21 protein-coding genes are annotated in these 20,621 nt (G+C 38.7%); 11 read left to right on the forward strand and 10 right to left on the reverse strand.

The annotated features are described in order from the left end of the window. Positions 1 to 30: 30 nt before the first annotated feature. Positions 31 to 792, reverse strand: coding sequence for an IS5 family transposase (locus L647_RS0113205; RefSeq protein WP_024611512.1), 762 nt, complete (start codon positions 790 to 792; stop codon positions 31 to 33). A 210-nt stretch (positions 793 to 1,002) separates the two neighbouring features. Here L647_RS0113205 and L647_RS0113210 point away from each other — a divergent pair, with 210 nt between their 5' ends. Both L647_RS0113210 and L647_RS0113215 read left to right on the forward strand, forming a co-directional pair. Continuing rightward, the gene (locus L647_RS0113210; RefSeq protein ID WP_024611513.1) at positions 1,003 to 2,694 is read left to right on the forward strand and encodes an amidohydrolase; all 1,692 of its coding nucleotides are present in this window, start codon (positions 1,003 to 1,005) and stop codon (positions 2,692 to 2,694) included. Positions 2,695 to 2,797: 103 nt separating this feature from the next. Next, positions 2,798 to 3,478, forward strand: coding sequence for a FlgO family outer membrane protein (locus L647_RS0113215; protein ID WP_024611514.1), 681 nt, complete (start codon positions 2,798 to 2,800; stop codon positions 3,476 to 3,478). 48 nt (positions 3,479 to 3,526) lie between these two features. On the opposite strand, the gene L647_RS0113220 is transcribed toward L647_RS0113215, so the two are convergent. Continuing rightward, a complete protein-coding gene (locus L647_RS0113220) occupies positions 3,527 to 3,763 on the reverse strand; it encodes a YgjV family protein (protein ID WP_024611515.1) in 237 nt (78 codons plus the stop codon). Positions 3,764 to 4,209: 446 nt separating this feature from the next. Here L647_RS0113220 and L647_RS0113225 point away from each other — a divergent pair, with 446 nt between their 5' ends. Next, the gene (locus tag L647_RS0113225) at positions 4,210 to 4,866 is read left to right on the forward strand and encodes a Crp/Fnr family transcriptional regulator (protein WP_024611516.1); all 657 of its coding nucleotides are present in this window, start codon (positions 4,210 to 4,212) and stop codon (positions 4,864 to 4,866) included. A gap of 148 nt (positions 4,867 to 5,014) precedes the next feature. On the opposite strand, the gene L647_RS0113230 is transcribed toward L647_RS0113225, so the two are convergent. Both L647_RS0113230 and pepB read right to left on the reverse strand, forming a co-directional pair. After that, a complete protein-coding gene (locus tag L647_RS0113230) occupies positions 5,015 to 5,581 on the reverse strand; it encodes a phosphoribosyltransferase family protein (RefSeq protein WP_024611517.1) in 567 nt (188 codons plus the stop codon). Positions 5,582 to 5,752: 171 nt separating this feature from the next. Further along, complete coding sequence (pepB, locus tag L647_RS0113235) at positions 5,753 to 7,048, reverse strand: aminopeptidase PepB (RefSeq protein WP_024611518.1); 1,296 nt, start codon at positions 7,046 to 7,048, stop codon at positions 5,753 to 5,755. A gap of 123 nt (positions 7,049 to 7,171) precedes the next feature. Between pepB and sfsA the strand changes: the two genes are divergently transcribed. The 8 genes from sfsA (at position 7,172) to L647_RS0113275 (ending at position 13,630) form a co-directional block, all read left to right on the forward strand. After that, positions 7,172 to 7,888, forward strand: a complete 717-nt coding sequence (sfsA, locus tag L647_RS0113240; protein ID WP_024611519.1) for a DNA/RNA nuclease SfsA — start codon at positions 7,172 to 7,174, stop codon at positions 7,886 to 7,888. Between the two features lie 318 nt (positions 7,889 to 8,206). After that, positions 8,207 to 8,650 carry an RNA polymerase-binding protein DksA gene (gene dksA, locus L647_RS0113245; RefSeq protein WP_024611520.1) on the forward strand — a complete coding sequence of 148 codons (444 nt, stop codon included), beginning with the start codon at positions 8,207 to 8,209 and terminating at the stop codon, positions 8,648 to 8,650. Positions 8,651 to 8,670: 20 nt separating this feature from the next. Further along, on the forward strand, positions 8,671 to 9,615 hold the full coding sequence (gene gluQRS, locus L647_RS0113250) for a tRNA glutamyl-Q(34) synthetase GluQRS (RefSeq protein WP_024611521.1): 945 nt from the start codon (positions 8,671 to 8,673) through the stop codon (positions 9,613 to 9,615). A 146-nt stretch (positions 9,616 to 9,761) separates the two neighbouring features. Further along, on the forward strand, positions 9,762 to 11,195 hold the full coding sequence (gene pcnB / locus L647_RS0113255; protein WP_024611522.1) for a polynucleotide adenylyltransferase PcnB: 1,434 nt from the start codon (positions 9,762 to 9,764) through the stop codon (positions 11,193 to 11,195). 4 nt (positions 11,196 to 11,199) lie between these two features. After that, a complete protein-coding gene (gene folK, locus L647_RS0113260; protein ID WP_024611523.1) occupies positions 11,200 to 11,685 on the forward strand; it encodes a 2-amino-4-hydroxy-6-hydroxymethyldihydropteridine diphosphokinase in 486 nt (161 codons plus the stop codon). Between the two features lie 31 nt (positions 11,686 to 11,716). After that, positions 11,717 to 12,511, forward strand: coding sequence for a 3-methyl-2-oxobutanoate hydroxymethyltransferase (panB, locus tag L647_RS0113265; protein ID WP_024611524.1), 795 nt, complete (start codon positions 11,717 to 11,719; stop codon positions 12,509 to 12,511). After that, on the forward strand, positions 12,511 to 13,359 hold the full coding sequence (panC, locus tag L647_RS0113270) for a pantoate--beta-alanine ligase (RefSeq protein WP_024611525.1): 849 nt from the start codon (positions 12,511 to 12,513) through the stop codon (positions 13,357 to 13,359). Before panB ends, panC begins: the two co-directional genes overlap by 1 nt. Positions 13,360 to 13,393: 34 nt before the next feature. Further along, entirely contained in the window at positions 13,394 to 13,630 is a 237-nt protein-coding gene (locus L647_RS0113275) for a hypothetical protein (protein WP_024611526.1), read from the forward strand. 78 nt (positions 13,631 to 13,708) lie between these two features. On the opposite strand, the gene L647_RS0113280 is transcribed toward L647_RS0113275, so the two are convergent. From L647_RS0113280 to L647_RS0113305, 6 genes are all read right to left on the reverse strand, one after another. Then, positions 13,709 to 13,930 carry a hypothetical protein gene (locus L647_RS0113280; protein WP_139015447.1) on the reverse strand — a complete coding sequence of 74 codons (222 nt, stop codon included), beginning with the start codon at positions 13,928 to 13,930 and terminating at the stop codon, positions 13,709 to 13,711. Between the two features lie 355 nt (positions 13,931 to 14,285). Then, positions 14,286 to 15,254, reverse strand: a complete 969-nt coding sequence (locus L647_RS0113285; protein ID WP_024611528.1) for a phosphate ABC transporter substrate-binding protein PstS family protein — start codon at positions 15,252 to 15,254, stop codon at positions 14,286 to 14,288. 106 nt (positions 15,255 to 15,360) lie between these two features. Beyond that, positions 15,361 to 16,677 carry a phosphate regulon sensor histidine kinase PhoR gene (gene phoR, locus L647_RS0113290; protein WP_024611529.1) on the reverse strand — a complete coding sequence of 439 codons (1,317 nt, stop codon included), beginning with the start codon at positions 16,675 to 16,677 and terminating at the stop codon, positions 15,361 to 15,363. A gap of 65 nt (positions 16,678 to 16,742) precedes the next feature. Next, positions 16,743 to 17,432: a phosphate regulon transcriptional regulator PhoB gene (phoB, locus tag L647_RS0113295; protein ID WP_024611530.1), complete on the reverse strand. Its 690-nt coding sequence runs from the start codon at positions 17,430 to 17,432 to the stop codon at positions 16,743 to 16,745. A 721-nt stretch (positions 17,433 to 18,153) separates the two neighbouring features. Next, on the reverse strand, positions 18,154 to 19,218 hold the full coding sequence (fba, locus tag L647_RS0113300) for a class II fructose-bisphosphate aldolase (protein WP_007377491.1): 1,065 nt from the start codon (positions 19,216 to 19,218) through the stop codon (positions 18,154 to 18,156). Between the two features lie 207 nt (positions 19,219 to 19,425). Further along, on the reverse strand, positions 19,426 to 20,601 hold the full coding sequence (locus tag L647_RS0113305; RefSeq protein WP_024611531.1) for a phosphoglycerate kinase: 1,176 nt from the start codon (positions 20,599 to 20,601) through the stop codon (positions 19,426 to 19,428). Between the last annotated feature and the right edge of the window lie 20 nt (positions 20,602 to 20,621).

Below are 20,621 nucleotides of genomic sequence, written 5' to 3' on the forward strand. Positions count from 1 at the left end.
TAGGGGCTGTTGATCTTTGTAGTATATATATTAATCAGCCCACATTGGTAGCCACATCATAGTAAATGCTAAAGCGAGCATGGAATGATAATTCCGTTCAAGCTTTTCATACCTTGTAGCTATCCCTCTATATTGTTTGATCCGACCAAAGGCATTCTCAACTAAGTGCCTATATTTGTACATGCACCAGTCAATATCTTCATTACCCACTAAACTGTTATCCTTGCGTGGAATAACGGGTGTAGCGCTATTATCACGAATAAACTCTCTTAGTTTTTCACTATCGTAGCCTTTATCTGCGACAACCACATTACTCGTTGGGCAATTGTCTACAAGTGACTCTGCATGGACGATATCATGCGTATTTCCACAGGATAATTCATAATAAACAGGCAATCCTCCGCTATCTACTGCAAGATGAATTTTAGTCGAATTGCCACCTCGACTCTTACCGATTGATTCATTGCCAGCGGTTCTTGCACCGCAACTATGCTGGTGAGCCCTGACAATACTGCCATCAATAAAGATCCAATCCATATCAGCATAGTGGGATAACACACGAAATAATTCATTCAAAATATCTTTTTTGGACCATAAATTAAATCGTCTATAGATAGCACTCCACGAGCCGAAATAAGACGGTAAATCTCGCCAAGGAATACCGGTACGCATCTTATAGAGTATGCCTTCGAGCGTTTTTCTATGCTCAGGCTTATTATAAATTCGACCACTTAAGTGCATTACTTTTGATAAGACATTCCATGTCGCGTCTGTTAACATTAATCTTGGCATGAGGGTTCGGTGTAACGTTTTTTAGCGAATTCAATTATACCTTATCCTCATGCTGTTTGTTTTTTATACCGCAAAGATCAACACGCCCTAATGACCTCTTTCGTAAACAGCGCCGGTCTCCCCTATATAAAAAACCCTTATCTCAAGTTGTTGGTATTATAAAAATGGTTTTGCTAGTGTTAACGTACAAACAATAAAAAATAATGCCTCATGTTACTCAAAAAAATCATAAAACCACTCATACTCGCTAGCCTTTGTGCTGGTTCTAGCTACGCTATTGCACAAACTAAAGTAATCTATAACGCCAATGGTTATACCCCTTTATATAAAGGAAAAATGCTAAAAGGCGAAGTTCAACAGTTTTCTACCCTTGTAATAAAAGATGGCAAAGTAGTAAAGCTAGGTGGCGATACATTAAAAAACAGCTACCCCAATGCAAAGTTAATTGATGCAAACGGTAATACATTGCTACCAGGTTTAATTGATGCGCATGGGCACGTTATTGGGTTAGGTGATAATTTATCGCAGCTTGATGTCCGTGGCGCAAAGTCTGTAAATGAAATTACGGAAAAACTAAATATATTTGCTGACAATAAGCAAGATTGGATTATTGGCAGGGGTTGGAATCAGGAACTTTGGGATAATGCGCAGTTTCCTACCGCAGCTGATTTAGACAAAGTAGTAAAAGATAGACCTGTTGTGCTTTCGCGTATAGATAGCCATGCTATTTGGGTTAATTCAAAAGCGCTTGAACTAGCTGGCATTACGGCTCAAACAAAAGCGCCAGATGGCGGCGAAATAATTAAAGATGAATTTGGCAATCCTACTGGTATATTTGTAGATAAAGCCGAGGCATTAATTACACAACATATGCCAGCGCCATCAAAGCTAGATATTAGCGACTCTCTTGATGCAGCAGGCAAGCATTTACTTAGCTTAGGTATTACATCAACCCACGATGCAGGTATTGATAAAACCACATGGGAAGTATACAAAGAACGAAGCAAGCTTGGTAATTTGCCAGTACGTATTGTTGCGATGCTTAGTGGTGCAAGTCCCGATTTAAAAACGATGTTAAAAGCGGGTCGTTATCAAGATGCTAACGACTTCATGTCTATTCGTAGCGTTAAAGTATACGCAGATGGTGCGTTAGGATCTCGTGGTGCAGCACTCATTGAAGATTATGCAGATAGAGCTAACTACCATGGTTTAATGCTCGAAACTCAAGAAAAACTTGAAGCGCTTTTTACCCTAAGCTTTAAAAGTGGTTTTAGTGCAAACACACATGCTATTGGCGACAAAGCAAACAAAGTGGTACTTGATGCCTACCAAAACGTATTTAAAAAAACAGGTGGCATATTACTTCGTAACCGCATAGAGCATGCGCAAATAGTAACGCCCGACGACATCCCTCGCTTTAAAGCACTAAAAATAATTCCATCAATGCAACCTGTGCATGCTACATCAGATATGCACATGGCAGAGCAACGCTTAACCGAAAAACAATTAAGTGGTGCTTATGCGTGGAAAACCTTTTTAAAGCAAGGTTCAGTTATTGCTGCAGGTTCTGATTACCCTGTTGAATTAGCTAATCCGTTTGATGGTTTATATTCTGCAATTACACGTATGGATCATGAACAACTACCCGCTAATGGCTGGCGTGCAAGTGAAGTCCTAAGTAGAGAAGATGCCCTGCGAGCGTTTACTTTAGGGGGCGCTTATGCGGCTCATCAAGAGTTTAAAATTGGCAGCTTAGAAAAGGGTAAATGGGCTGACTTTATTTTAATCGATAAAGACTATTTTAAAGTGCCGGTTGACGAAATTTATAAAACCAATGTGCTGCAAACATGGATTGCAGGTACGCTTCGTTATGAAAAAGATGAGGTTACATCAAAAAAATAAATGCAAATAAACGAATTAATTATAAAAATTAACTAAAGTAATCAAAAAGTGTGTCGATAAGGTTGGGTAATTTAAAATTCCCCTTATGTTTCAGGAAGAAAACATGTTATCAAAAAAGATATCTTTAACTTTATCGGCACTTTTTACACTTTCACTTTCAGCTTGTTCTACTCACCCTGTATATAACGGTCATGCTCCACATAATAACAATTCGCAAAATCACGCGCATAATGCTAAATACACTGAGAACTATCAGCCTCGCGTAAGTAATTGGCAATTTCCAGAAAACAACTACCGCCCAATTAATAGCAGTAAATTACTAAGTAATTACACTGAACAGTTAGCTATGAAACTAATTGAAAACATGAACTATATAAATAGCACAACACCTATCGCTATTACGTCTTTTGTAAATTTAGACGACAATCTGCAAACAACAAATATTTTTGGTAATCATTTAGCTGAGAGTTTTATAACAGAATTACAAGAATTTGGATTGTCTGTAGTTGATTACAAACACACAGGAACAGTGCATGTAACACCAATGGGTGATTTTTCGTTTAGCCGAAATGGTAAAGACCTTAAAGGTTATCCGCATATAGAATACACATTAACGGGCACACTTACTTACACCAACAGAGGCGTTATCGTTAACGCTCGTATTATTGGTGCTAAATCAAAAGTAGTGGTGTCTTCGGCTAAAGGATTTATACCGAGCTTTATAGTGGAATCGTTATACCCAACGCGCAGAACAGATGGAATAATGTTAGACGCAATTCAATAGATTAAATAAAAACAAAAAAGGGTTAACGCAAGTTAACCCTTTTTTACTTCAGCTTTTAGGCGCTTCGGCTTTAGGCTGGCGATATATTTTTATAATGTGATATAAATTTACAAGCGACAGTAAGCCATTCGTAAAAATAACGGGCACTGCACCTATCGCAACACCGTACGCTGTAAAGACCATACAACCAAACATGTTGTACCAACGTAGCTTCACTAGGTCTGTCATTGTTAACGATGCAACTAATAAAGCTGATGCAATATAACCTAAATATTCCCAACTCAATTGTTCTCTCCTAGGCTTTAGGTTAGCATTACATTACTGCTAACTTATTGCACATATAAGTATTGCAAAGTTATACCAATTTTCTTAATTAAGTAATTTATTTTGAGCTAAGAAAACAGGGGCGATAACAAGGCAAAAATTTCGTTATTTAGTTGTTCTAAATCAGAAATTTTTAACACAGTTAGCGCCAAGTTTAGCTCTAAAATTGATTAAAGATTAGTGTGGATTGGTATTACAACAAAATAAAAAAGCTAACTTGCTTAAAAACCTTAAAAAAGTTTGCCGGCAATTGCCAGCAGCTTCCTAAATCATTACACGGGAAATGAAGGTTAAATAATATTATTAGCAAGGCTAATAATAGTAGCAAGTTAGCATAAATTCTTAGAGCCGTAATGCTAACGTCATTAAGGTGTAATAAATAGGACATTTGTCCGAAGAGCGCATTGATGTTTCAATACCATTTTTCTAGTTACCTTGTTGACCAACTCCTCACCTTTGCGGGTAGTAGTTATCAGCAGTCAAAAAAAGAAGTGCTTATCCACCAAGATCAGCCCTTAAGCAAGCTTGTGCTTGTGCGCAGTGGTACTGTGTCGTTTAGTTACGACGTAGGTAATGGACGACGCCTGCTGCTAGGTCAATTGGATTGCAATAATACTCTTATTGGCGAAATAGAAGCGCTTAATAATAACCCCTGTATTTATACGGTAACGTGCTTTAGCGATGTTACATATAATCTTATTGAGCTTAGGCATTGGCGTACGCTATTACTTGAAAAGCCAGAGCTTAGCCTTTATACCGCACAAACTATTGCAGCTAAATTTCAAGAAAATCAAAAGATCAATTTAGATAAGCTATTACTGCCTTTGAGCTACAACATAGCAAAAGATTGCTTATTAAGAGCGGAGAATAACAACCCTACGCTACTTCGTGCCTACCCAACGGTAAATGCTGAAGCAGAACGCTTTGCAACAACTGAGCGCGCTTACAGGCGTGTTGTTACAGAGCTAGTAGAAAAAGGCTTAGTACTGAGAAGTAACGATGGCTTACAAGCCGTAGATATACCAAGGCTAAGTGAATACGTAGATAGCTTTGCTCAGCTTTAAACTGGTTGCTTAAATAGTTAACCAAGCAGTTAACTAAGCAATTAGCTAAACTTTAAACACAAAAAAGGCCTTAACGGCCTTTTTTATTTATCTTGAATTTTGGTTAAGCAATTAACTCTCCACCATTCAAGTTAGTTATATTTGTATATTACTTTTCTAACAAAATATCGTGTATTTTTGCAAGATCAGATTTACCAGCAATAATTTCATCCGGCGTTAAACCCGAAAGTTCATGCGGGAACACTAACCACTCTTCAGACTCATGAATATAATAATCTGGCTTCATGTCTACTTTAGAGTTTTTAGGTTTGTAATATGGGCATGCAATACGAATATCGCGCGGTAAGTTTAAGCGCATAAGCTCAGAAAGCTTTTCTTTTAACGCAAAAATACTGCGACCAGAATCAAACACGTCATCAACAATTAAAAGTGAATCGCCAGCATTCGCGTTTTCAACAATGTAATGTAAACCGTGTACTTTAATTTCTTTTGACTGCTTACCAATACCGTAATAAGACGAGGTACGCACTGCAATGTGGTCTGTCTCAATACCTTTGTAATCATAAAATTCTTGCACCGCAATACCAATTGGTGCACCACCTCGCCAAATACCAATAATAAAGTCTGGACGAAACCCATCTTTATATACTTGTGCCGCTACGCGGAACGAATCTTCAAGCAGCTGTTGAGCTGTGATGTAGCACTTATCTGACATAGTTAAAAACCCCAGTGGTGAGAATAACATTTGAGCACAGCTTAAAATAAAGCCAAGATTCAACTCAAACAGGTATTGGCGACGGATTTTACCGTAAATCGAACTAAATTGCTTGCCTTGCGCACAAAAAAAATAGGCGCTTGTGAGCGCCTATTTTAAAACTAATTTATATTATGCTTTTTCTAGCAAAGTACGTGCAACCGTACGCATACCTTGCGTTGTTGCACCCGCAGCCCATTGGTTTGTGCTACTCATGTTAAATGCCGCAGCTAAATCAATGTGTACCCAACCTTTACCATCGTTTGGTACAAAGCGTGATAAAAAGCCTGCCGCATTTGATGCGCCGCCGTAACCGCCACCTTTTTGTGCACGGCTATTAGCTGTATCAGCGTAAGGTGATGGACAGTTTTGCTGATGCCATTTTTCAAGAGGTAGAGGCCAAGCAGCTTCCATTTCTTGGCAAGCAAATCCTTCAACTTCACGTACAAACTCTTTATCAAGCGCAAATAATGCATTGTACTCTTGACCAACAGCAACTAATGCAGCACCGGTAAGTGTTGCAGCGTCAATAATAAGTGGTGCGCCTGTCTCTCCTGCGGCCATTAAGCCATCAGCTAGCACTAAACGCCCTTCTGCATCAGTATTTACGATTTCAACTGTTGTACCATTTTTATAAGTAAGAATGTCACCTAACTTATATGCATGACCCGAGATTAAGTTCTCAGCACAACATAAAAACAGCTTAATACGTTTTTCAATACCACGATTAATAGCCAATGCTAAACCTGCAGTTACTGTTGCAGCACCGCCCATGTCGCATTTCATACCAAGCATACCTTCGCTCGACTTAATAGAGTAACCGCCTGAGTCAAACGTAATACCTTTACCTACAAGTGCAGCACTTACTGGCGCATTTTCATCGCTAGTAGGGTTGTAATCAAGCTCAAGCAATACTGGTGGACGAACGCTGCCACGACCAACAGCGTGAATACCAATCCACTGTTGCTCTAATAATGCATCGCCTTTAATGATTTGGTAGCTTACGTGTTCAGGCGCTAATGATTGAATAAATTCAGCGGCTTTTTCAGCTAGGCTTTCAGGGTAAATGTCATCGGCTGTACCGTTAACCATTTCACGCGCCCAAATTGCCGATGTTTTTAAGTAAGCAAGTTCTTTAATATCTGATTGTGCGTTATCAACAAACTCAACACCATCTAATGATTTTGGTGTTACAAAACCTTGGTAAAAAGCCCACTGGCTTTCTGTGCACCAAGTGTCGCCTGCTAATTCAACGTTTTTAACGCCTTGGATTGCAATAGTACGACCTGCTTTTTGAACATTCTTTAATGTTTCTTGTTCAGACAAATGAACCGTTGCACCATGCTCGTTAAAAGATAACGACGCATTTTCGCCCCAATGGCTTGGCGCAGACTGCTCGCTTAGTTGAACAACAAATTTTTCACTCATGTTAGAATACCTTTGCACTTAAATGTGCCACCGAGTTTACTATAGAGCGCTTAAGTTCCCAACAGCTTGAGATAAATAACATAAATCACGCTACTGCTTAGCATTTACGCCTTGGAAGTTATTATGAAATATACGCCAGCACTGCAATCAGCTACATTATTAAGGCGCTATAAACGTTTTTTAGCCGACTTACAGCTTAATGACGGTTCTGAATTTACCGCGCATTGTGCTAACACAGGTAAAATGACGGGATGCGCAGAGCCTGGTTTTAATGCTTTTTATTCCACAAGCAATAATACTAAACGAAAGTACCCGCATTCATTAGAGCTTACCCAAAACCATTTATCGCAACTTATATGTGTAAATACAGCCATAGCAAATAAAGTGGTAGAAGAAGCAATAAATAACAACGTTATTAGCGAGCTTACACATTACGAACAATTACAAAGCGAAGTAAAATATGGTAGCGAAAACAGCCGTATCGACTTTTTACTTACAAGTAAAAATAAGCCAGATTGCTACGTAGAGGTTAAATCGGTCACTTTATTAAGTGAAAATGATACACACAATGGACAAGGTTATTTTCCTGATACACAAACAGTTCGCGGACAAAAACATATTCGTGAATTAATAGAAATGGTCGAACAAGGGCATCGCGCCGTACTACTGTTTGCCATTTTGCATGAAGGGATAAATACCGTCAGTGCTGCGGCGCATATAGATGAAAAATATGCTCAGTTATTAAACCAAGCAATTAACAAAGGCGTTGAGGTATTGGCTTACAAAGCTATTATTTCTGCAAATGAAGTTACACTTCATACAAAAATTTCATTTATATAAAAATCTATAAATACAAAGAATTAAGTTAATTGAAATTTTTAAATAGCACTAAACTTTAGTAAAACTTTAAAATAGTCGTTTTGAATTCACTAAACTAACTTGTTTTTAAAAGTTTTGCCCACATAACAAGGCAAGTTTTAGAAAGCGAATACGTGAATGAATAAAAGTGTAAACAAGATATTAATACGCTTTTAAATCACTAAATATGGTTGAAGCTAATTCGATTAATTAAAAATAAATTTGCCTAGGATATAAGTTTCTGTTATTTATACCGCCGGCTAATGCTGAGGCATTAAATTAAGGATTTAGGAGATAGTTATGCCAGACCAAAAGAAACATGGTTTATTGGCTCAAGCCGGTTTAGAACCATACCAAGAAAAACCAGGCGAAGAGTACATGAATGATGCACAACGTGCTCATTTTAGAACGATTTTAGAAACTTGGCGTAACGATCTTCGTAACGAAGTTGATCGTACAAAGTCGCACATGCAAGACGAAGCAGCCAACTTTCCAGACCCAGTTGACCGCGCAGCACAAGAAGAAGAGTTCTCTTTAGAACTTAGAACACGTGACCGCGAACGTAAACTAATCAAAAAAATTGAAAAAACAATTAATTTGATTAAAGAAGATGATTTTGGCTTTTGTGAGTCTTGTGGCATCGAAATTGGCATACGCCGCTTAGAAGCGCGCCCAACTGCTGATTTATGCGTAGACTGTAAAACACTTGCAGAAATTAAAGAAAAGCAATCTGGACGCGGCTAATTAATTTATATTAATTAGTTATGCCTCCTACAGCCGTTACTGCGCCTATGTGTAAATATCGCGGGCGTTTTGCACCGTCTCCTTCTGGACCATTACATTTTGGTTCACTTGTGGCGGCTGTAGGTAGTTACCTTGATGCAAAAGCAAATCAAGGAAAATGGTTAGTCCGTATTGAAGATATAGACACCACGCGCGTTATTAAAAACGCCGACACCGATATTCTAAAGACCTTACAAGCCTATGCCCTATACTGGGACGAACCTGTTGTTTATCAAACGCAGCGCCTTAATTTATACCAAGACACCGTTAACTCCCTTTTAAGGCAAAACCTTATTTATGGGTGTAACTGCACTCGAAAACAAATAAAAGCCATTGGTGGTATTTATAAAGGGCATTGTAAAGCGCTTAAGCACAACACAAATACTGGCGCACTTCGTCTTATTCAAACTCATGCAACAACGCAATTTAATGATCTTATTCAAGGCGATATTAACGTCAATAGCGCCCTCGCCCATGAAGATTACTTAATAAAACGTAGCGATGGTTTATTTGCCTATCAACTTGTAGTAGTGGTTGATGATATTGAGCAAGGTATTAATCGTATTGTAAGGGGCGCAGATTTAATTGAGCCAACAGCACGACAAATTAGTTTGTTTAAACAGCTTAATAACCCAATACCTGAATTTGCACATTTACCGTTAGCTGTAGCTAAACCAGGATTTAAGCTTTCTAAACAAAACTATGCACCCGCCATAAGTAAACAAAATCCAAAACCGGCATTAATAAGTGCATTCGAGTTTTTAGGTTTACCAATAAACGCTAATTTAATGGACTTAAATATTGAGCAGTTAATGGCATGGGGAGTAAACAAATTTAACTTAAAACAGGTTCCACACGTACCTGAAATACAAATTTCTCAGCATCCAACTAGCCAAGCCATCCAATTTACACAATTAAGTAAATAAAAATCACTAAAAACGGCTTAATTTCAACACATCAACTTAATTTTTAAACCCTGCTGGTATATGATACCCGCCTAAATATATGCTATTTACGTTAAACAGTTAGTATTACGTTATAACACCTATACTTGCTGTAGTTTTTGATTGCGATGGCGAGCCAATCAACACCTTCTAGGAGACAGATTATTATTTCCAAGCTTTTTCAATTTTGCAGACAAATAATCGGCCCAAATACGAGTGCCGAAAACACGCCTGTAAGTGCATCTGTTAGCAGCGAACCGTTAGTGATCACTCGTGGTGAACATGGTATCTCTCGCAAACAATTTAGCCCAAATGCAATCAAAGTACTTTATCGTTTAAAAGACGGTGGCTACGATGCCTACTTAGTTGGTGGTTGTATTCGCGATATATTGTTAGGTCAGCAACCAAAAGATTTTGATGTAGTAACAAACGCGACACCTGATCAAGTAAAAAAACTGTTCAGAAATTGCCGTTTAATAGGTCGTCGCTTTCGTTTAGCACACATCGTATTTGGTCGTGAAATTATTGAAGTAGCGACTATGCGCGGGCACCACGAAGCGCCAGAAGATAAAAACCAAATAAGCCAATCAAGCGATGAAGGTCAATTACTTCGCGATAACGTATTTGGCAGTATTGAAGAAGATGCAGAACGCCGCGACTTTTCAATTAACGCGCTTTACTACTCAATCAACGATTTTAGCATTCACGATTACGCCAATGGTTTAGCCGCAATAAAAGCTAAACAAATTGAGTTAATTGGTGACCCAGAAACGCGTTACCGAGAAGACCCTGTGCGTATGTTACGTGCGGTACGCTTTGCAACAAAACTTGATATGAGCATTGCGCCAAACAGCGAAAAGCCAATAGCTGAACTAGCAAACTTACTTGATAACATTCCGCCTGCGCGTTTGTTTGAAGAAATACTTAAGCTGTTTTTAAATGGTAAAGCTGAAGCAAACTTTTTAATGCTGCGTAAATACGGTTTATTCCGTTCGTTATTCCCTGAACTAGATAAAATTTTAGATAAAAACCCTGACGGTCTTGAAAACAAACTCGTTCAGCAAATGTTTCAAAATACCGACAAGCGTATAAATTCAAATAAAAAAGTAACGCCTGCGTTTATTTTTGCTGCACTGCTTTGGTTCCCGTTATTGGAGCACACTAAAAAGATTCAAGAACAAGAGCAAATACTTGAGTACGATGCCTTTGCACAAGCAATGAATAAAGTACTCAGTGAAAGCTCTCAACATATTGCAGTACCAAAACGCTTTACGTTAGGCGCACGAGATATTTGGCATATTCAGCATCGTTTAGATAAACGTGCAGGACAACGTGCTTACAGATTAACTCAGCAGCCTCGCTTTAAAGCCGCTTACGACTTTTTATTGCTACGTGTGGATGCTGGCGAAACGCAGCATACTGAGCTTGCACAGTGGTGGACACAATACCTAAGCCAAGATATTAACGGTCAAAAAGACATGGTTAAAAACTTGGGTCATCAAGGCGGTCCTAAACCACGTAAACGCACTCGTCGACGCGCGCCTAAAAAACCAACCGAGTAATAATATGCACTGTGTTTATTTGGGTTTAGGTGCCAATCTAAACTCACCAAAAGAACAGCTTGATAACGCAATAACTGCGCTTAAAAAGCTGCCTGATTGTGAGTTTGTAAGCGTATCGCATTACTATGCAAGTAAGCCGATGGGCCCACAAGATCAACCCGATTACATAAACGCCGTTGCATGTATTAAAACAAGCCTTGAGCCTGAGCAATTACTGGATTTAACACAAAGTATAGAGCTTGAGCATGGGCGAGTTAGAAAAGCCGAGCGTTGGGGTCCACGTACACTTGATATAGACACCCTATTATTTGGCGATAAAATTATAAATACCACGCGCTTAACAGTGCCTCATTATGGTTTGAACGTTCGTGAGTTTGTAGTGTATCCATTGTTAGAATTAGCACCCAAACTCATTTTACCTAGCGGCGTTGCATTGCAGGATATTGCAAATAATTTACCGCTCAATGACTTACAACAATTACCTCTGTAATTAACCTAGGCTTATGCCTGCGAGGAATATTATGTCTAAAATAACCGTTTCTACTTTGAACAAAATGAAAGCAGAAAATAACAAAATTACTGCATTAACAGCCTACGACGCTAGTTTTGCAAAGTTATTTCATGATAACGGCGTTGAAGTTATTTTAGTCGGCGACTCTTTGGGCATGGTACTTCAAGGTGGCGACGACACGCTTGGCGTGACCAATCAAGATATTGCATATCATACCCGTTGTGTACGCGCAGGTAGTCGCGAATTATTTGTTATTGCGGACTTACCTTTCATGACTTATTCAAGCGTAAGCGATACCTGTAAAAATGCAGCAGAACTAATGCGCGCAGGCGCTAATATGGTAAAACTTGAAGGCGGAGAATGGCTTTACGAAAGTATTCAAGCGCTTACCCAACAAGGTATTCCGGTATGTGGGCATTTAGGTCTTACGCCGCAATCTGTTCACGTATTTGGGGGCTTTAAAATACAAGGTCGTGAAGAGAGTAAAGCACTTGAAATGATTGCAGATGCAAAAGCGTTAGAAGCGGCTGGCGCGCAATTATTAGTACTAGAATGCATTCCAAGTGCACTTGCTAAACGCATTACCGATGCGATAAGCATTCCTACTATAGGAATAGGCGCTGGTAACTTAACAGACGGTCAAATACTGGTAATGCATGACTTAGTAGGTATTTCAGCTGGGTATATTCCTAAATTTTCTAAGAACTTTTTACTTGAAACAGGCAACATGCCTGAAGCAGTTCAAAAGTATTGTACCGATGTTAAAAGTGGCGCATTTCCAAGCGCTGAACACGAGTTTAAATAATGCAATCAATAACTGAAATCAGATCGTTACGTAGTCAAATTAAAGCATGGCGCCAAGCGGGTCTTAGCGTTGCACTAGTGCCAACTATGGGTAACTTGCATCGCGGGCATTTTTCGTTAGTAGAAAAAGCAAAAAACTTAGCAGATAAAGTCGTCGTTAGTATTTTTGTTAACCCAATGCAATTTGGTGCTAACGAAGATTTAGATAATTACCCTCGTACGTTAAACGAAGATAAACAAGGTTTAGCGGAGCTCGGAACCGATATTGTATTTACGCCAAGCACAGAAACTATTTATCCTAATGGATTAGGTGCACAAAGCTTTGTGGATGTACCTGATATTTCGCTGGGTTACTGTGGTGGCTCTCGCCCAGGTCATTTTAGAGGCGTTGCAACAGTCGTTACTAAGTTATTTAACTTAGTACAACCTGACTACGCCTGCTTTGGTGAAAAAGACTTTCAGCAACTGCAAGTTATTAAAACCATGGCGCGCGACTTATCAATTCCGGTTGAAGTAATTGGTGTGCCTACCATGCGCGAAGTATCTGGGCTTGCTATGAGTTCGCGTAATGGTTATTTATCCGATGAGCAAAAAACAACTGCAACTATATTGTTTAAAGCACTTAATACTTGTGCAGAGCAGCTAAAAAGTGGCAATAAAGACTTTGTAAAACTTGAAGAAGAAGCTAAACATAATTTAGCTCAAGCAGGTTTAAAGCCTGACTATTTTGAGATAGCTCAACGAGATACATTAAAAAATGCTACACTCGATGATACACAATTTGTGATTTTAGCCGCAGCCTATTTTGGTGGTGTTAGATTGATCGACAACATTCAGGTCGAAATTTAATATTATTGCGACTCTATTTTTAAGGATAAGAAGCATGCAAACTTTAATTAAAACAAGCGTAGCCGCCCTTACTTTTTTAGTTTTAGCAGGTTGTCAAAACCAAATAGAAAGCCCTGAACTTAACCAGTGTGCTCAACAAAACTATCAATGCGAAACTAACTGCGAACAGCAATCAATTGGCGAAGGCTTAAAACAACAAGTATGCTCTGGTAAATGTGTTGAGAGCTATAATCAGTGTAAAGTACAAGCTGAAAACTTAGGTAATTTATAATTTAGTTTTTGTTTTTAGTTTTAAAAAAACCGCTTAGTTGGCGGTTTTTTTATGCCTTAAACATCGCCGCATGTAAATTTAAGGCGCGTTACGTCCACTCGGCGTTGCTTTAAAGTCTTTAATCATATTATGTGGGTCAACTAATGAACGGTGCTCTTTTGTTGCCTCACCCCACCAAATAAGTCGATTAAAGGTTCGGCTAAAATAGTCAAACCATGTAATTTGATCTTCATCTGTTTGCAAAGATCCATCCTCATTAAAAACGTCTTGTGCTTTAGGTAAAAACACGAGAATCTTCATATCTAAAACTCTATTTATTGAATCGTAGAAAATCATCACTGTGATTAATTATCATGCTATAGAAATTATGTTTTTAGGAAAGTTGTGCAATTGTTTTTTATTACCAAAGTAATGATTTTTTAAGATGAGTATTTTAGATAGGATTCATTCACTAAAGGATAATTAACTACAAAGTGGGATTTATAATAAAGTAACTCTGTAACTACCTCTGTAATTACCTCTGCATTAGTTTATTTATATTGGCTATCAATCAGATGCCTTTAAAAAACACGTTTTTAATAAATGTACTTTAAACAAAAAAACCAGTTAATGAATGTCATTAACTGGCTTTTATATTTGCTATATTATGGTCTATTTAATTTAAACCAAGCTTTTTAAGTTCTACTTCTACTAGCTTTGCAGAAAGTGGTACATAACCATCTTTTTCTACAATTTGCTGACCGTCTTTTGAAAGTACCATTTTTAAGAACTGTGCTTCCATTGGAGACAACGGCTTATTTGGGTGCTTGTTTACATAAACATATAAAAAGCGAGACAACGGATATTTACCTTTAGCAACGTTATCTAATGTTGCATCAACAAAGTTATCGCCTTTTTTAGCAAGTGGTACAGTACGTACACCCGATGTTTTATAACCAATACCAGAGTAACCAATTGCATTTAATGACGATGAAATTGACTGTACTACTGATGCAGAACCAGGTTGCTCATTTACGTTGTTACGAAAGTCACCTTTACACAATGCTTTCTTTTTGAAGTAACCGTAAGTACCCGATACAGAGTTACGTCCGTAAAGCTGAATGTCTCTTGCTGCCCAGTTACCTGTTAAGCCAACATCACTCCAACGATTTACTTGCTCAGACGCACCACATTTGCGAGTAGATGAAAAAATAGCATCTACTTGGTCAATACGAAGGCCTTCAATTGGGTTATCTTTATGAACATAAACAGCTAGTGCGTCAATTGCTACGCGCACTTCTGTTGGTTTGTAGCCGTAGCGTTTTTCGAACGCTTCGATTTCTTTTGATTTCATTTTACGGCTCATAGGACCAAGGTTAGCTGTACCTTCGGTAAGTGCCGGTGGAGCAGTAGAAGAACCTGCTGCCTGAATTTGAATATTTACATTTGGGTAAATACGTTTGTACTCTTCAGCCCAAAACGTCATCATGTTGGCTAAAGTATCTGAACCTACTGATGAAAAGTTGCCTGAAACACCGCTAATTTTTTGATACTCAGGAATATTTTGATCTAGAGCAAAAGCTTGAGCAGATACGAAAGTTGTAACAGCCACACCCATTGCGGCAACTAAATTTTTAAATTTCATGTAGGGTTCTCCAGTTTGTTCGTCCCATTTTGTAACTGGTGCCCACTCTAAAGTGAGTACATGACAGTTACATTACTCTTAAATGACACTTTTATGACTTGACTGATTAGCTTAATTTTTTAGTTAATGGAACAATCTTATCCATTGAAAATTCAAAAGAAAAACACGATCCTTTACCTACTTCACTCGTAATATTTAATTGGCTATCGTGGCGTGTTAACACATGCTTTGTAATAGCTAAGCCTAAACCGGAGCCACCAGTTGTTCTACTGCGTGCTTTATCTACTCGATAAAAACGCTCAGTTAAACGGTTAATATGCTCTGCTGCAATACCATCACCGTTGTCGATAACACTAAAGCACGCTTTGTCATTTTTACGCTGCCAACACACTTCTACTTTGCCACCAGGCTTTGTGTAATGAATAGCGTTAAATACTAAATTAGAAAATGCACTGCGTAATTCGTCCTCAGAGCCTTTAATATCTAAAGAGGTGTCTATATCAAAAATAAGCTCGTGCGCTTTATCTTGGTTGATTGATTGCGCTTCTGTTTGAATATAAGTAAGTAACTGGGGAACATTAATTGCTTTATCGTTATCTTGGCGGCGTGCACCTTCAATACGCGAAAGCGACAATAGTTGGCTAACTAAACTATCCATCCGTTTGCATTGCTCAAGCATTGTTTTTTGTGCTTTACCCCACATAGCCGGTGGCGGCATCATATCGCCATCCATCATTTCAAGATAACCGGCAATAACCGTTAGTGGAGTTCGAAGTTCGTGCGATACATTTGCCACAAAGTCTTTACGCATTTGCTCAAGTTGTTTTAAACGCGTTACATCTCGCACTACCACCATAAGCTGCGTACTTGCATATGGCATTACCCTAAATTCAAGTACTTGCTCCACAGCATGCCCATTATCAAGCTCAAGCGCATCGTCAAACTCGCCTTTGTGCATATATTTGGCAAACTTAGGTTCGCGTATTAAATTATCAAGTCGCTGGCCATGATCCCCCGGCCACTGCAAACCAAGTACTTTAAGTGCAAGTTGATTACACCACACAATACTTAAATCGTTTTGCAGCACCACAACGGCATCAGGTACAGCTTCTGCACCATCACGAAAACGGCGAATTAAATCGGCAAGTTCATTACGTTTTTTACGATTACGATGTTGCAGATGATAAATACCTTCGAACACTTGCTCCCATGCCCCTTCACCTTCAGGCGGATTAAAGCTACGTTGATTAAGTAGCCAATCACTCAAACGATAAAGTTGATGGTAGTGCCAAACAAGAAGAGAAAAAGATCCTAAAAATAAAAGCAAAAATGGTGCGCCAACTAGCACACCAATTAATAGTAAGGGTAAAAAATAGATAAACAGGCGTTTTACTAATGCCTGTTTATTAACAACTCGATACATACACTCACTTTACCTTAGAGTAGTAATACATGTGTATTTCACACATTAACTAAACTTTAAGCTGATCACAGCTTACTTGAAAAACGATAACCGGCACCACGTACAGTTTGTACTAAACGGTCATGTCCAAGTGATCCAATTGCTTTACGTAAACGACGAATATGCACATCAACAGTGCGATCCTCTACATACACATTGGTACCCCATACATGATCTAGTAATTGTTCACGACTATAAACACGCTCTGGGTGGGTCATAAAAAAGTGCAGTAATCTAAATTCGGTTGGTCCCATATCAAGCTCATTACCCTCTGAGGTAACACGATGCGAGATTGGGTCTAAGCGTAAGCCATGTACTTCAATAGCTTCCTCTAATGAGGTTGGCGATACACGGCGAATAACTGCTTTAATACGCGCCATAAGTTCTTTAGGAGAGAACGGCTTAGTTACGTAATCATCTGCGCCTACTTCAAGACCGCGTACTTTGTCTTCTTCTTCACCGCGTGCCGTAAGCATAATAATTGGTATTTGGCGTGTGTGTTCATTTTGTTTGAATTTTTTAGCAATTTGAATACCACTACCACCTGGTAACATCCAATCAAGTAAAACCATATCAGGATACGGTTCAACCATAGCAGCAATAGCAGAGTCGTAATCTTCTGCTTCAATTGCTTGAAATCCATTTTGCTCTAAAACAAAAACCAGCATCTCCCTAATAGGAGCTTCGTCATCTACGACTAGTACTTTACGTGACATTCCAATTTATCTCTTACGCTATCGAATTAGTTTTCATTATTATGACTAAGTATGACATTTTTATGAAAGTGTAACGTGTAAATGAAAATGATGGTAAAAAAAACACAAAATAGTGACAATAAATCTCATTAACACCATATTTTTAAACATTTTAGTATTTCAGTCAGTAAAAAGTGATTTGCGATAAATTTATATAAACAAAGACTTTTTACAAATTTAGCCACCCCACCTCTTTCTATATGTTGCTAAATAAAGCTAATTTACTGGGATCAATATTTTACTAACCATACTTTTTTAACTGATCGATTGTTTAAAAAATAGCTTTAAACACAATTTCAAACCGATAAACACGCTTGTATAAGCATCAACATGTACAAAAATAGATCTGTATTTTACTAAGCCCATAATAAAAGATCAGATTTTTACCAAGCTGATCTATTTACAGATCAGAGTTGTACCTAGTCAAACATCTAAACTGTTGATTGTTTATACAAACATATAACGATCAGATTATTTTAAAGCTTAAAATACCGTCAATGTGTATTTTACTTAGTAAAGTAATGATCCAAAATTACTTATGTTAGTAAATGCGTGATCCCAAAATACAACGTTAGTAATGCAGTGATCTCACAAGTGTAATCTGTAAGATAAAGTTACAAGCATTAAAAAAGCCAGCAACTAAGTTACTGGCTTTAAAAATGATCAGTTATAAAATGATCAATTATCTAATTTTAGGATCTAGCTCACCGCTTAAATACTTAAGGTGCATTTCATCAAGTGAAATTGGCTTAATTTTACTAGCCTGACCAGAGGTACCAAACGAGTTGTAGCGTGCAACACAAATTTCTGTCATTGCTTTAGTCGCTTCGGCTAGGTATTTACGCGGATCGAAGTTAGATGGATTTAGCGCCATATGACGACGAATTGCACCAGTCGATGCTAAACGTAAATCGGTATCAATATTTACCTTACGAACACCAAACTTAATACCTTCAACAATCTGCTCAACAGGTACGCCGTAAGTTTCTGGAATTTCGCCACCGTACTGATTAATAATTTCTAACCATTCTTGTGGAACAGAAGACGAACCATGCATAACTAAATGCGTGTTAGGAATACGCGCATGAATCGCTTTAATACGGTCAATTGCTAAAATGTCATCGGTTGGTGGGCGTGTAAACTTATAAGCGCCATGCGATGTACCACAGGCAATTGCAAGTGCATCAACGTGTGTTTTATTTACAAAGTCAGCGGCTTCTTCAGGGTCTGTTAGCATTTGCTCAGTAGTTAATATACCTTCTGCACCAACGCCATCTTCTTCGCCAGCTTCACCTGTTTCAAGTGAACCTAATACACCTAGCTCGCCTTCAACCGATACGCCACAGGCATGCGCCATAGCAACAGTTTCGCGCGTTACTTCTACATTGTATTCGTAGCTTGAAGGGGTTTTACCATCGCTCATTAATGAGCCATCCATCATTACAGATGAAAAACCAAGCTGAATTGAACGTTGGCATACACCTGGCGATGTGCCGTGATCTTGATGCATTACAACTGGGATATGTGGCCATTCTTCAACGGCTGCTAAAATCATATGACGGATAAATGGAGCACCAGCGTAAGCACGAGCGCCAGCTGATCCTTGAACGATTACTGGGCTGTTTGTTTTGTCAGCCGCTTCCATTATTGCGCGCATTTGCTCTTGGTTATTAACGTTAAAAGCAGGTACGCCGTAACCATGCTCTGCTGCATGATCTAAAAGTTGTCGCATACTGATTAAAGCCATTGGGTATTCTCCAATTTATCGACAGTAGTTCCCTACCATCTAGTTTGAACGGATGTGTTAGTTTGGCGTTACTACAACGCCACGAAAAACCACTGCTTTGCAGTAAAATTCCGTATAAATTAACTATTAAATTAGGGTGAGAGGTATTTAATAATTAATTGTCGCAGGTGGAGTAAACCCCACCCGCTTACGCCTAAGTAAAATAAATTACTTAGCGCGTGATTCTAGCATTTCAACAGCAGGAAGTTTTTTGCCTTCTAAAAACTCTAAGAACGCACCACCACCGGTAGAAATATAAGATATTTTGTCGCTAATACCGTATTTATCAATTGCAGCTAGGGTATCACCGCCACCAGCAATCGAAAACGCATTTGAGTTAGCAATAGCTTGAGCAATAGCACGAGTACCATTACCAAACTGGTCAAACTCAAACACGCCAACAGGACCATTCCATACAACAGTGCCCGCATTTGCAATAATTTTTGCAAGCTTGCTCGCTGTATCAGGGCCAATATCAAAAATCATATCGTCGCTTGTCACTTCGCTTACATCTTTAAGTGTAGCTACAGCAGATTCCGAAAACTCATTACCAACTACTACGTCGGTCGGCACCGGAATTTCACCATTATTAGCAACAGCTGCTGCACATAAACGGTTTGCTTCATCCATTAAATCAGCCTCATAAAGCGACTTACCAACAGGATAACCTGACGCTGCAATAAAGGTATTAGCAATACCGCCACCAGTAACTAGTTGGTCAACAATTTTAGAAAGTGAATCTAAAACAGTTAACTTAGTAGATACTTTTGAACCGCCTACAATTGCCACTAAAGGACGAGCTGGGTTATCAAGTGCTTTGCCTAATGCTTCAAGTTCAGCCGATAACAAAGGGCCAGCACACGCAACATCTGCAAACAAACCAACGCCATGCGTAGAAGCTTGTGCACGGTGAGCCGTACCAAATGCATCCATTACGTAAACATCACACAGTGCTGCAAGTTGTTTAGATAACGCTTCGTCATCTTTTTTCTCGCCTTTGTTAAAGCGCACATTTTCAAACACAACAACTTCGTTATCGGCAACATCAACACCGTTTAGGTAATCTTTTTCTAAACGTACAGTTTGTTCAAGCGCATCGTTTAAGTAATCAACTACAGGCGCAAGCGAAAACGCTTCGTCGTACTCGCCTTCTGTAGGACGACCAAGGTGAGACATAATCATTACTTTAGCGCCTTTTTCAAGGGCTAATTTAATAGTAGGTAGTGCTGCACGAATACGCGCATCTGACGTCACTTTACCTGCTTTAATTGGTACATTTAAATCTTCACGAATTAATACGCGCTTGCCGTTTAAATCTAAATCTGCCATTTTTATGACTGACATGAACATCTCCTTAGTTAACG

Source organism: Pseudoalteromonas sp. TB64, from assembly GCF_000498095.1.
Classification (GTDB): Bacteria; Pseudomonadota; Gammaproteobacteria; order Enterobacterales; family Alteromonadaceae; genus Pseudoalteromonas.